14 protein-coding genes are annotated in these 12,275 nt (G+C 71.2%); 7 read left to right on the top strand and 7 right to left on the bottom strand.

What is annotated here, in order from left to right:
- Nucleotides 1-475 precede the first annotated feature (475 nt).
- Complete coding sequence (locus PYR91_RS16700; RefSeq protein WP_279780738.1) at nucleotides 476-1,219, bottom strand: hypothetical protein; 744 nt, start codon at nucleotides 1,217-1,219, stop codon at nucleotides 476-478.
- Entirely contained in the window at nucleotides 1,206-1,688 is a 483-nt protein-coding gene (locus tag PYR91_RS16695) for an RNA polymerase sigma factor (RefSeq protein WP_279780737.1), read from the bottom strand. The genes PYR91_RS16700 and PYR91_RS16695 overlap by 14 nt, the downstream gene beginning before the upstream one ends.
- A 342-nt stretch (nucleotides 1,689-2,030) precedes the next feature.
- Between PYR91_RS16695 and PYR91_RS16690 the strand changes: the two genes are divergently transcribed.
- From PYR91_RS16690 to PYR91_RS16670, 5 genes are all read left to right on the top strand, one after another.
- Nucleotides 2,031-2,744, top strand: coding sequence for a class I SAM-dependent methyltransferase (locus tag PYR91_RS16690; protein WP_279780736.1), 714 nt, complete (start codon nucleotides 2,031-2,033; stop codon nucleotides 2,742-2,744).
- Nucleotides 2,745-2,853: 109 nt separating this feature from the next.
- Complete coding sequence (locus PYR91_RS16685) at nucleotides 2,854-3,381, top strand: hypothetical protein (RefSeq protein ID WP_279780734.1); 528 nt, start codon at nucleotides 2,854-2,856, stop codon at nucleotides 3,379-3,381.
- A 16-nt stretch (nucleotides 3,382-3,397) separates the two neighbouring features.
- The gene (locus PYR91_RS16680) at nucleotides 3,398-4,117 is read left to right on the top strand and encodes a response regulator transcription factor (RefSeq protein ID WP_279780733.1); all 720 of its coding nucleotides are present in this window, start codon (nucleotides 3,398-3,400) and stop codon (nucleotides 4,115-4,117) included.
- A complete protein-coding gene (locus PYR91_RS16675; protein WP_279780732.1) occupies nucleotides 4,107-5,480 on the top strand; it encodes a HAMP domain-containing sensor histidine kinase in 1,374 nt (457 codons plus the stop codon). The genes PYR91_RS16680 and PYR91_RS16675 overlap by 11 nt, the downstream gene beginning before the upstream one ends.
- Before the next feature lie 196 nt (nucleotides 5,481-5,676).
- The gene (locus PYR91_RS16670; RefSeq protein ID WP_279780731.1) at nucleotides 5,677-5,853 is read left to right on the top strand and encodes a hypothetical protein; all 177 of its coding nucleotides are present in this window, start codon (nucleotides 5,677-5,679) and stop codon (nucleotides 5,851-5,853) included.
- Between the two features lie 118 nt (nucleotides 5,854-5,971).
- Here the strand turns inward: PYR91_RS16670 and PYR91_RS16665 are convergent, their stop codons facing one another.
- The 3 genes from PYR91_RS16665 to PYR91_RS16655 all read right to left on the bottom strand — a co-directional run bounded on the left by PYR91_RS16665 (nucleotide 5,972) and on the right by PYR91_RS16655 (nucleotide 8,601).
- Nucleotides 5,972-7,117, bottom strand: a complete 1,146-nt coding sequence (locus PYR91_RS16665) for an acetyl-CoA C-acetyltransferase (protein ID WP_279780730.1) — start codon at nucleotides 7,115-7,117, stop codon at nucleotides 5,972-5,974.
- A gap of 100 nt (nucleotides 7,118-7,217) precedes the next feature.
- The gene (locus tag PYR91_RS16660) at nucleotides 7,218-8,138 is read right to left on the bottom strand and encodes a class F sortase (protein WP_279780782.1); all 921 of its coding nucleotides are present in this window, start codon (nucleotides 8,136-8,138) and stop codon (nucleotides 7,218-7,220) included.
- 19 nt (nucleotides 8,139-8,157) lie between these two features.
- Complete coding sequence (locus PYR91_RS16655; RefSeq protein ID WP_279780729.1) at nucleotides 8,158-8,601, bottom strand: hypothetical protein; 444 nt, start codon at nucleotides 8,599-8,601, stop codon at nucleotides 8,158-8,160.
- Nucleotides 8,602-9,413: 812 nt separating this feature from the next.
- Here PYR91_RS16655 and PYR91_RS16650 point away from each other — a divergent pair.
- Nucleotides 9,414-10,544: a hypothetical protein gene (locus PYR91_RS16650; RefSeq protein WP_279780728.1), complete on the top strand. Its 1,131-nt coding sequence runs from the start codon at nucleotides 9,414-9,416 to the stop codon at nucleotides 10,542-10,544.
- 42 nt (nucleotides 10,545-10,586) lie between these two features.
- Here PYR91_RS16650 and PYR91_RS16645 read toward each other — a convergent pair whose 3' ends face one another.
- Nucleotides 10,587-10,823, bottom strand: a complete 237-nt coding sequence (locus PYR91_RS16645) for a DUF397 domain-containing protein (RefSeq protein ID WP_279780727.1) — start codon at nucleotides 10,821-10,823, stop codon at nucleotides 10,587-10,589.
- On the bottom strand, nucleotides 10,814-11,596 hold the full coding sequence (locus tag PYR91_RS16640; protein WP_279780726.1) for a helix-turn-helix transcriptional regulator: 783 nt from the start codon (nucleotides 11,594-11,596) through the stop codon (nucleotides 10,814-10,816). The genes PYR91_RS16645 and PYR91_RS16640 overlap by 10 nt, the downstream gene beginning before the upstream one ends.
- 134 nt (nucleotides 11,597-11,730) lie before the next feature.
- Between PYR91_RS16640 and PYR91_RS16635 the strand changes: the two genes are divergently transcribed.
- Nucleotides 11,731-12,198 carry an ATP-binding protein gene (locus tag PYR91_RS16635; protein WP_279780725.1) on the top strand — a complete coding sequence of 156 codons (468 nt, stop codon included), beginning with the start codon at nucleotides 11,731-11,733 and terminating at the stop codon, nucleotides 12,196-12,198.
- The last annotated feature ends 77 nt before the right edge of the window (nucleotides 12,199-12,275 follow it).

The raw sequence follows: 12,275 nt of genomic DNA, 5'->3' as shown, positions 1-12,275 counted from the left end.
CCAGGCCCGGCCGGCCAGAGGGATGCTGCCGGTCAGCAAGCCACGTCGATCACCAGACCACCTCGGTCGCCGGGTCACGCGGGTCACGCGGGTCACCAAGATCACGCGGGGTGGCCATCCCTTCGCCTGTGTGGTGCTCAACTCGGCGCCGCGTCGGTGAGAAGCGGTACGGCCAAGCCGGCGCCGTGGTACGGCGCGCAACCCCGATGAGCGGGCCGTGGGCACCCCGGCCAGCCACTCCGGGTCGAAACCGGCGGCGGCCGGAGACCGGGCGCCGCCCCGCACTCGTCGGCGTGCTCTCGCCGAGGGCCTTCTTCGGCGGTTGAACGCGATCGCTCGCGCCACGGTGCGGGGCGGGCCGCGCGAGGGTCGCGCTGAACAAGGCTGCGTCGAAGGCACGACTCGGGGGCGGCGGAGGATTCATTACAAATCGCACGGCCACGTTGACATAGGGTGACCGACGGCTGTTCGGGCGTCAGCGTAGGGATGCCGCTATGCGTCTTGCCTGCTCGAAGGTCTTGGGGCCTTCGAGGCGGTAGCCGATGGCGTCCACCTGCCAGATGAGGGTGGGGGCGGCCAGGCGGTCGTAGGTGCGGGTGCCGGAGCCCTGGCGGGGGATGTAGGTCAGGCTGTGCCTGCCGGGGATCCAGGTGCCCGGCTCGCCCGACACGGTGACGTCGTCAGGCCAGGGCGGGCCCAGCTCCTTGCGCCAGACGACGGAGAGCGTGCCGTCGTAGGCGTCCAGGCGGGCTCCGGGCCAGTACAGGGAGACGACACGGCCCCCGTCGCTCACCCGCACGTCGCGGGGCTCGCCCAGCTCGGCGGGGACGAGGACGGGGAAGGCGACGGCCTCGCGGGCCTCACGCAGGCTGACGCGCCGCTCCCCGGGCAGCGGGCTCGGGACGCCGCTGGGCACGGGCGCGGGGTCGCCGATGCGCAGCTCGACGCCCGCGAACCGCAGGACACGCTGCACGGCCGCCTGCCCCTGCGGGGTCACCCCGAGCAGGACGGCCACCAGCACCGCGACCCCGGTGGCCACCCACCGCCGCACCCGGCGGCGCGCCCGGCGCACCGGCGCGGGCGCGTCGTGGGGGAGGGAGCCTTCGAGGCGGGCGCGTACGGAGGCGGCCACGTCCGCGGGGGGCGGGGTGGGGACGTCCAGGGACAGGCCGAGAGCGCGTAGCTCGGCCTCCAGGCCGTCGTCCTCAGGCGAGATCACGGTCCACCTCCTCCCGCAGTCGGGCCAGGCCGCGGAACGTGCGGGACTTGACCGTGCCGAGCGGCCAGCCCAGCACCTCGGCCGTCTCGGCTTCGGACAGCTGTAGGAAGTACCGGCAGACCACCGCCTCACGTTCCCGTTCCGGGAGTCCCTGCACCGCCTGGAGCAGCCGGGTGCGGCGGTCGGTGGTGATGGCGACGCCCTCGGGGTCGTCGGGGACGCGGGTCTCGGGCTGGGCGCCGGCCTTCGTCACCAGGTCGGCGCGCCGGCCCCGGGCGCGGGTGAGCGTATGGGTCTCGTTGGCGACGATGCGCAGCAGCCACGGGCGGAACGCGGCCTCGCGCCGGAAGCCCTTCAGGTGGCGGAACGCCTTGACGAACGCCTCCTGGACGACGTCCTCGGCCTCGTCCCCGGCGCCGAGCAGGGCGGCCGTACGGTGGGCCACGGCGCTGTAGCGCGTGACCAGCACTTCGTAGGCGGCCAGATCGCCGGCCAGTGACCGTGCGATCGCCTCGTCGTCGTCCGTGAGAGCTCCTCGGATGGGGCGAGGGCTTCCCGGGGCAGGACTCCTCGACGATCCGTCAGCGACAAAAGCTACTTACAGCACGGTCAGCGCGTAAAGGGCGTCGCCAGGTTGATCGTCGGCGTTTCCCCGGTGGCTGACCGGGAAGAGGAGATCCTCGCCGACGGGGACGGCTAGACTCGTTTCCCCGTGGCCGCGGTCCAGCGGAACCATGGATTTTCCGTTGTCGCGGCCCTGGCAGGGTCGTTGGTTCCGAGCGAGCGGGGACGCATGTCTGGGTATGACCGCGTGGTTCAACCTGCGGCCGGTGACGAGGCCCTGGAGAACCACCTCGGTGGCGACGAGGCCAAGAACTACCGGCAGTACGAGTTCGACATGGTCGCCCCGCACGTCGGCCGGTCCATGCTGGAGATCGGCTCCGGCCTCGGCCACTTCGCCGAGCAGTTCCTCCCCCGCCTCGACCGGCTCGTGGTGAGCGACTTCGACCCCTACTGCGTCGAGCAGCTCGAGAAGCGCTTCGCCGGCCGCGACGACATCCAGGTGCTCCAGTTCGGGCTGCCCACCGACATCCCGCTGGCCGAGCCGGTCGAGACCGTCGTCCTGATGAACGTCCTTGAGCACATCGAGCAGGACGTCGAGGCGCTGCGCTCCCTGGCCAGGGTGACCAAGCCGGGCGGCCGCATCGTCATCTGGGTCCCCGGCTACATGCAGCTCTACGGCGACTTCGACCGCAAGGTCGGGCACGTCACCCGCTACACCCCGGCCACGCTGGGCAAGACGGTGGCCGAGGCCGGGCTGACGGCCGAGACGCTGAAGCCGATCAACTTCCTCGGCGGCATCGCGTGGTGGGCGGCCGTGCGCCGCGGCGGCGTCGGCTACCCCGACCCCCGCCTCGTCAAGATCTACGACCGCACCGTCGTGCCCACCACCCGCTTCATCGAGCGTTTCGTGCGCCCGCCGTTCGGCCAGACGGTGTTCTGCGTCGCCCGCGTCCCCGGCTGACCGTTCCCGATCACCGCGCTCCCGGCCCGGCTACCCGGCGGGCCGGGTTCTTCGGGATATCACAGGCTTTCCTGTCACTTCTCCTAGCCGGGCGCGGTGATCTGGGAGCATGAGAAACGTATCCAGAGCACTCGCCGCGGGTGCCGTCGCAGGCGCCCTCACCGTCGGCGCCGTCGGCGGCGCCGCGATGGCACGCCTCGGCGACGACCCCGCCGCCGGCTACGAGCTGCTGGCCGCCGACTCCGCGGCCGACGAGGCCGTGGCGCTGGCCACCGAGACCCCGTCCGCCACCCCCACCAAGGAACGCAAGGCGCGGCACGACCGGCTGCGCCTGGCCGTCCGCCGGGCCCTGATCGGCGTGCACGGCGAGGCGACGGTCAAGGCGCGCGAAGGGGAGTTCGCCACCTGGGCCTGGCAGCGCGGCGACGTCACCGCCGTCTCCGGCGGCTCGGTCACCGTCAAGAGCGCCGACGGCGTGAGCTGGACGTGGACGGTCAACGGCGACACCAGACTCAGGAAGAATGGCGAGAAGGCCGCCGCCTCGGCGGTGGCCGCGGGAGACGACGTGTTCGTCCTGGGCAAGCCGTCAGGCGACGCCCGCACGGCGGCGTCGGTGGTCGTCCCCAAGCGCGCCTAGGAGTGATCATCCACGCATGAGCGACCAGACGAACGCCCCGCGGGTCCTCGTCGTCGACGACGAGCGCAACATCCGCGACCTGGTGGGGGTGGCGCTGCGCTTCCACGGCTTCGAGGTGGTCAGCGCGGCGCGCGGGTACGAGGCCCTGGAGCTGGCGGCCTCGGCCTCGCCCGACCTGCTCGTGCTGGACGTCATGCTGCCCGACCTCGACGGTTTCGAGCTGTGCCGGCGGCTGCGCGCCCGGGGGGACGACGTCCCCGTCATCTTCCTCACGGCGCGCGACGCCCCGGCCGACACCGTGCACGGGCTCACCCTGGGCGGTGACGACTACGTCACCAAGCCGTTCTCGGTCGAGGCCCTGGTCGCCCGCGCCCGGGCCGTGCTGCGACGCGGCGGCGGGCGCGGCGGCGCGGGGCAGCACGGCGACGCCGAGCCGGCCCTGCTTTCGGTGGCCGATCTGGAGCTGGACGAGTCCCGGTGGGAGGTGCGGCGGGGCGGCACGCCGGTCGACCTGTCGCCCACCGAGTTCCGGCTGCTGGCCTTCCTCATGCGCCACCCCGGCCAGGTGCTCACCAAGGCTCAGCTCCTGGAGCACGTCTGGGGCTTCGGCACCCAGTCCCAGGTCGTCGAGACCTACATCTCCTATCTGCGACGCAAGCTCGACCCCCTGGGGCCTCCGCTGATCCACACCCAGCGGGGAGTGGGGTATGCGCTACGGCCCGCTCATGACGCTTAGGGGCCGCCTCCTCACCGGTCTGCTGTCGGTCACGGCCGTCGGCCTGGCCGCGTTGTCGGTGGTGAGCGTGCTGGTGCTGCGCGGCCACATGCTCGACCGCACCGACGCCACCCTCACCACCGCCGCCAAGGCCTCGGCCGCGCGCCTGGTGCGCGCGTCCGGCATCGCGCTGGTCAACGTCAGCCCCACGTACGCGGTGGCGATCCTGAACCTCACGTCGGGGCGCGGGCGGCTGGTGGCGGGCGACGACGCCGAGGCCGGCGGGCTGCCGGAGACGCTGGAGCGGATGGGCGGCTCCGCGCTCGGGCGGCTGGCCGACAGCGGCGTGCCCTTCCAGCTCAGCGACCGCCTGCGGGGCGCGGCGGCGCGCATGGAGAACGGCGACCGCATCGTCGTCGTCGCGGTGCCGCTCGACGAGGTCACCTCCGCCGTCCGCAACCTGGTGGCGACCGAGGTGTTCACCGGCCTGCTGCTGATAGGGCTGCTCGCACTGCTCGGCCGCTCGCTGATCGGCAAGGGCCTGGCGCCGCTGTCGCGCATGGCGAGCACGGCGCAGCTCGTGGCCGAGGGCGGCGACCTTTCGGCCCGCATGCCCGAGGGCAAGTCCGAGGCCGGGCGCCTGGGGGCGGCCGTCAACGTCATGCTGACCCGCATCCAGTACGCCTTCGCCGCGCGCTGGGCGTCGGAGGAGCGGGTGCGCCGGTTCGCGGCCGACGCCTCACACGAGCTGCGCAACCCGCTGACGACCATCCACGGGTACGCCGAGCTGTACCGCCAGGGGGCGATCCCGGACACCGAGGTGCCCCAGGTGATGCGCCGCATCGAGGACGAGGCGGCGCGCATGGCGAGGCTGGTGTCGGAGCTGCTGGAGCTGGCCCGCCTCGACAAGGGGGCGCCGCTCGCCGTCGCGCCCGCCGACCTGACGGTGCTGGCCAGGGAGGTCGTCGAGGACTTCGCCTCGCTGACCCCCGACCACCCGGTGTTCCTGGACGCGCCGCCCAAGCTGATGGCCGTCGTGGACGAGGCGCGCGTCCGCCAGGTGCTGGTCAACCTGCTGGCCAACGTCCGCGCGCACACCCCGCCGGGCACGTCGGTGCGGGTGCGGCTGGGCCCGCCGGCCGTGCTGGAGGTGAGCGACGACGGGCCGGGCATGTCGCCGGAGAACGCGGCGCTCGCCTTCGACCGGTTCCACCACGCCTCCCCCGGCGACGGCAGCGGCCTGGGGCTGGCGATCGTCCAGGCCATCGCCACCGCGCACGGCGGCCACGCCACCCTGCGCTCGCTGCCGGGCCGGGGCACGACCGTCCTGGTCGAGCTGCCCCAGCACACCCCCGTGCCGGAGCGGGCGGCCCTGGCGCGGTAAATCAGTTGTGCGGGCACGCCCCGGCGCCGTAGCTTCGGGGCATGCGCATCTTTCCTTACTGACGGCGTGTGATCGGCCCTTCGCCGGCCGGTCCCCCGTTCGCTTCGGCTCGTCGATCCCGTCCGTTCAGACGCGGTGGCTGAGGCTCCGACCGGCATGAGTTCGCTGCCGCGTCGTCACCTGTGAGGAGACCTGTATGCGTGCTCGCACTTCCACCAGCGGCAAGGCCGCGAAGAATCCGTCCACCACCGAACCGTCCACCCAGCGCCCCGGCCTGCGTCCGGCCATGCCGCCGGCCCCGCGCCGCATCCCGATGCCCCAGGCGCCCGTACGGCGCATCACGGCCCCCCGGCGCCTGCCCAAGGGCCGCTGAGAGCCTGTGACAGAACGGCGGTGTCCCGCCCTCCGGAGTGTGTGGAGGGCGGGACACCGCCGTTTCGGCGCCCATGACGTTCCCCGGCCCCTGCGCGGGCCCGGGTGACCGCGAGGGGTCAGAGGCGCTCGATGATGGTGACGTTGGCCTGGCCGCCGCCCTCGCACATCGTCTGGAGGCCGTAACGGCCGCCGGTGCGCTCCAGCTCGTGCAGGAGCTTGGTCATGAGGATGGCGCCGGTGCCGCCGAGCGGGTGGCCGAGCGCGATGGCGCCGCCGTTGGGGTTGGTCTTCGCCGGGTCGGCGCCGATGTCGTGCAGCCACGCGAGCGGCACGGGGGCGAACGCCTCGTTGATCTCGGTGACGTCGATGTCGTCGATCGACAGCCCGGCCCTGTCGAGCGCGCGCCGCGTGGCCGGGATCGGCGCGGTGAGCATGTAGACGGGGTCGTCGCCGGTCAGCGCGAGCGTGACGATGCGGGCGCGCGGCGTCAGGCCGTGGTCCCTGACCGCCTGCTCCGAGGCGATGAGCACCGCGCCCGCGCCGTCGGAGATCTGCGAGGAGGTGGCCGCGGTGATCGCGCCGCCGTCGCGCAGCGTCTTGAGCCCGGCCATCTTCTCCAGCGTCGTGTCCGGCCGGGGGCCCTCGTCGTCCTCGACGCCGTTCAGCGGGGCGATCTGCTCCTTGAAGTGGCCGTTGGCGATCGCCTTGGCGGCGCGCTGGTGGCTCTCGTAGGCGTACCGCTCCAGGTCGTCGCGCTTGAGGCCCCACTTCTCGCACATCAGCTCGGCGCCGCGGAACTGGGAGATCTCCTGCTTGCCGTACCGCTCGACCCAGCCCTCGCCGAACGGGAAGGGCATGCCCTTCTCCAGCGCGGCGCTGACGCTCGACCCGATGGGGACGATGCTCATCGACTCGACGCCCGCCGCCACCACCAGGTCCTGGGTGCCGGACATGACGCCCTGGGCGGCGAAGTGGATCGACTGCTGCGAGGAGCCGCACTGGCGGTCGATGGTGACGCCCGCGACGCTCTCCGGCAGCCCCGCCGAGAGCCAGGCGTTGCGGGCGATGTCCAGGCTCTGCGGGCCGAACTGCATGACGCAGCCCATGATCACGTCCTCGACGGCCGAGGGGTCCACGCCCGTGCGCTCGACCAGCGCCTTCAGCGGGTGGGCCGCCAGGTCGACCGGGTGGACGGTGGACAGGCCGCCCTTCTTCTTGCCGACCGGGGTACGGACCGCGCCGACGATGTAAGCCTCTGCCACAGTGCCTCCTGGGTCCCGTCCCACTCAAACCGAGCATTGTTCGGTATATACGAGATTACACCAGAACAAAGTTCCACGAGGGAAGGCCTTCCGGGGCCCGTCAGCGCTGGGTGGTCGCCGCGCCGCTCCTGCGGGAGCCCGTCATGGTCGCGTAGACGATGACGTTGTCGGTGTAGTGGCCGGTCGTCCGGTTGTACTGGCCGCCGCAGGTGATCAGGCGCAGCTCGGCCGCCTCGGCGTTGCCGTAGACGCGGTTGGTGGGGAACGTCTGCTTGTCGGCCTGCTCGACGCCGCCCACGGTGAAGATCGCGACCGTGCCGTCCATGCGCAGGACCTCGATCGTGTCGCCGTACCGCAGCTCGGGCAGGCGGGAGAAGACGGCGGTGCGGGTGTTCGTGTCCTTGTGGCCGAGCATCACGGCGGGCCCGGCCTGGCCCGCCGTCGGGCCGAGCCGGTACCAGCCGACCAGGTTGTGGTTGTTGATGGGCGGCGTCTGGATCGCGCCCTTCCTGTCGGTTCCCACCGACGAGATGGGCGCGTTGACGCCGAGCTTCTTGATGATCAGCCGCTTGGGGGTGGACGGCTGCATCGCCGGGGCCGGCGGCAGGGGCGCCAGCGGCGCGGACGCCGTGGGGGCCGCCTGCGCCAGCACGCCGTCGCCGCCGGGGCCGACCGTGGGCGGCAGCCCGCCCGCGGTGGGCTGCGCCTGCAGCTTGAGCGGCGTGCGCGCGTCGGACAGGCCGTACTCCTCGGGCGCGCCCGCCATGAGCAGCATGCCGACGGCCACCGTCACCACACCGGCCACCGCCGCGAGGATGAGCACCGCACGCATGATCTGGCCGCGGTCGCTCCGCTGCCGTCCCGGCTGCGCCCACTGCCCGTCCGGCCCCACGTGCCCCGGGTAGTCGTAGTACACCTGCGGCACGTACCCGTGCTGGGGGTACCCGGGCACCCCTGGGTCGCCCTGCGGCCCGTAGTGGGGATCGCCGTACCCGTCCGGGGACGGCGGCTCAGGCGGCATCGTCACGCTGGACCCCCGATCAGCCTCGCTGCGGACGGCGGCGCATCATCAGCCCGCCAACGGCCGCGCCCAGCACGACGACCGAGCCGACCGCCACGAACATCCGCCCGTCCGGCCCCGCATCCGCACCGCCACCGGTCGCGGCCCCGCCGTTCGGCGTCTCCTTGACCTGCGAGTCCGCCGTCACGGTCGCGGTCGCCGTCCGCGTCGGCCGAGGCGTGCTCCGGGTCGGCGTGGGGGTGGGCGTAGTCGTGGCGGTGTCAGTGTCGGTCGGGGTACTGGATGCACTGGCCGTGTTCACCACCAGGGTCAGTCGCGCGGGGGCGGTAGCCGTGGCGGGCAGGGTGCAGTTGTAAACGATTGAAGGGCTCGGCGAAGCACCGACGGCCGTAGGTGTCGGGCCGATCTTCACCGTGAGCGACTGAGCGGACAGGCCAAGCGTCCCCTTGGCGGTGGGGTTCAACGTGAAGATATTCGCCGGCGGCAGGGGCAGTGAGGCCGCAGCTGATGGAGGGGTGGGCGGTAGGACAGAAGCGGTAGATAGCACAGCCCCCGTAGGGAGAGGCGTCCCCGCGACCGGTGAGACGAGAACTTCGCTCTCAACCCACACGTAGTCCGTCGTGGCCAGAGCTGTGGGCGCCGTCACCGGATTGGTCCCCTGCGCGACCTGCAACGTGACCGTGACCGGCTGGTTCGGCGGCGCGGTCGTGGCCGCGGCCCCGAAGTCGAGGGTTACGGAGTAGGTCCCGGTGCCAGTCCCTGTGGGCGTGCACGTGTACGACGTCGGCACCAGCGCAGAGCTGGAAGCAAGCTGGGGTAGGCCGAACAGGAGGGCGCCCGCGCTGAGGGTTCCGGCTGCTGCTGCCTTTGTGGCGATGCGGCGGCGTGCCTGCGACTTCAGCACGTATATCTCCATTTCAGCGGCGGTGCCCGGTTTCTGCCAGGCGTAACAGGATTCCAGTGTCAGGTCACAGTTGAATACAGATCCTACGGACCCTTGATCCCAGCTCGCTGTGCTTTGACTGTTCTGCGCAGCCCTTTCTGACAGACCCGCAGGTCAGAAGGGTGTACACCAGGCAATATTCGTCTGACGACTCGGCACCGAGCCGGGGCCGCCGAGCGGACCCACACCCCCACCGGCACCGAGGACCGTCCACCCCGGCGTACGCACCGCCCGGACGGAAGATCGCGCCATAAGCACTTCGTAAGATCCTTCGCCCGGATCCTCACGCAACATCATCTTCAACCCTCCATCTCACACAAGGGGACCAGATGATGAGAAGGCGAAGAGTCCTGCTGTCGGTGGCCGCAGCCGGACTCACGGCGAGCACCCTCGCCGTCCCTCCGGCCGTCGCGGAGAGCGAGACGTCAGCCGCCCCCACCACCTACACCTACGTCAACCTCGGCTGGCTGGCCACCACCCCCGGGGGCATCCGGTGGAGCGAGGCCCAGGACGTGAACACCGCCCGCCAGGTGGCGGGGCACGGCAACAACGAACGGGACCCGGCCTCGTACGCCTTCCGCTGGCAGGACGGGCAGCTGACGCGGATCCCGGCGATCTACGCCCCGGGCAACAACAGCGCTTTCGGCATCAACGAGGCGGGGCATGTCGCCGGGCACACCCACACAAGCTTCACCGAACCGGCACACGCCTTCGTCTACCGCGACGGGACGGTCACGGATCTGGGCACCGGCTGGGGCTACGGCAGCGGCAGCGCGGCCACCGACATCAACAACAAGGGCGTCGTGGTCGGCCACCGCGTCAAGCAGCAGGGAGCCCCGCATCGCGCCGTCCTGTGGAACAGGAACGGCAAGATTCGCGAACTCGGCACCCTGGGCGGGAGCACGGACCGGCCGTTCTCGACCGCGAGCCTGGCCAACGCCGTCAACGACCGGAACCAGGTGGTGGGCACCGCCCTGCCGAGCACCGGCGAGGAGACCCACGCCTTCCTGTGGCAGAACGGCGTCATGACGGACCTCGGCACGCTCGGCGGAGCCGCGGTCCGCAGCGAGGCCTTCGACATCAACGAGAAGACCCAGATCGTCGGCATCTCCATGGACGCCGAGCGGAGGTTCCGGGCCTTCCTCTGGGAGAACGGCGTCATGCGCCAACTCGGAACCCTGCCGGGAGGCAACGGGAGCACCGCGCGGGGCATCAACGAGGCGGGACAGGTGGTGGGGTACTCGCGCACCACCGACACCTACTACGGCCAGCACGCGGTCCTGTGGGACGGCGACCAGATGACCGACCTGAACACGGTGGTGACCAACCTCCCCGGGGACGTCGCCCTGGAGACGGCCGAGGCGATCAACGACCAGGGCGTGATCGTCGGCAAGACCTGCTACTACTGCGAGCCCGGCAAGACCGCCGACGAACACGCCTACATGCTCATCCCCAACCCCTGACCCACCGCCCGGCCGACCCGCCGCGCCCGACCGTGGGGCCCGCTACCGCGCCTCACGGTCGAACGCGTCGCCTTTGACCCCGCGCAGGAAGGCGCCCCACTCGTCCGGCGTGAAGAACAGCTTCGGACCTTCGGGATTCTTCGAGTCACGCACGGCCACGAACTCCGCCACGGGGTCAGGCGCTTCAGCGGCGCGCGGCAGCTCCGCGACCTCCACGCAGTTCCCGCCATTGCTACCCGTGTAACTCGACTTCCGCCAGGTGGCGTTACTCAGGTCCATCTTTCCTCTGCCGTTCTCTTGATGAGATCCACAGACATGCGCAGCGGCAGCGCCTCGATGCGAATGGCCTCGAATTTCGCCACGGCTGCCGTGATGTCGTCCTGATCGGTCGTCACCAGCCCGCGTACGGCGGTGTCCAAATAAGCTACCTCGCTGCCACCTTCGAGCGTAGCGATTATGAATCCGGCCTCCAGCCCCGCCCGGATGCCCCCGAGCGGGACGACCTGCACGCTGACGCGGGGAGCGATGATCGACGCGAGGTGTTCGAGCTGCTTGCGCATGATCTCGGGGGTGCCGATCAGGCGATGCAGCACCGCCTCGTCGATCACGCAGCGCAGCAGAGGTGGCGGAGGCGCAGTGCGGGCGAACACCTGCTGACGTTGCACACGCGCCTGCACGGCCGTCTCGTCCCCGTACAGCACCTCGAAGGCGTACTCGGGGGTCTGGAGCAGGCCGGGTACGAGGATGGGCTCATAGGCGCGCAGTGTCGTCGCCACCTGCTCCTTGTCGTGCCACTTGCCGAACCAGGCGGGGAAGACCTGGCCGCGCCGCCAGTCGAGGAGGCGCTGGAGCGCGCCGCCCGTGGTGAGGGCGGAGTCGCAGGTCTGGGCGAACTCGGGGCTGGCGGGGAGCTGGCCGGTCTCTATGCCGCTGATCAGCGACTCGCTGAAATGGATCTTCTGGGCGAGCTGGGCCTGCGTCAGACCGGCCGTCTGACGGTAGTGACGGAGTTCTCTGCCCCAAATTGCTTGAGGTGTGTATAGATCAGCCATCGTGCCCCACATCATGGAGGTTCAAAAGGACCGGATCCGATCCTCAAAGCGCCGGATTAGCGACCGTTCGACTACCGACAGTAGCCTCACGACTCCACCCTTGGCATACGAATTCCCAGGCGAGGAGGAACGTCATGAGTGGGGCCGCGGAGCCCGGCGTCAAGCCGTCGGATATCCCTTGCGAAACAGACGCCGCGGCGGTACTTCTCGGGCAGAAGTGCATACCCCGGGACGGGAAATGCGTCGCGTCCGCCCGTCGCTTCGTGCGGGACGTCGCCGCCGATTGGAACGCCTGCGAGGAGGCCCGCGAAATCGCCGAACTGCTCACCTCGGAGCTCGTCACCAACGCCCTGACGCACGGGGGCGGCGGGGCGGGCGCGGCGGGCGGCGTCCGCGTCGAGGTGGGGCGGGACGGGGAGGTGATGAGTGTGACCGTTCACGACTCCGGCGTGGCCGTTCCGAGGATGCGGTCGGCCGGCGCCATGGAGACCTGCGGAAGGGGTCTGTCCATCGTCGAGACCCTGGCCTACAAATGGGGCTGGTGCGTGAACCCGCACGGGAAGGCGGTGTGGTTCCAGCTACTGGCATGGCCTGTGACGTAGCCGCGCGGCGGGGGCGCCGGAAGCCGGGCCGCGACCAGAATAGTATTCTGTTGGCGGTCCCCCCAAGGAGGAGAAGC

The sequence above is a fragment of the Sphaerisporangium sp. TRM90804 genome (assembly GCF_029846175.1).
Lineage (GTDB): Bacteria > Actinomycetota > Actinomycetes > Streptosporangiales > Streptosporangiaceae > Sphaerisporangium.
This window is presented reverse-complemented; position numbering and strand designations above follow the sequence as displayed.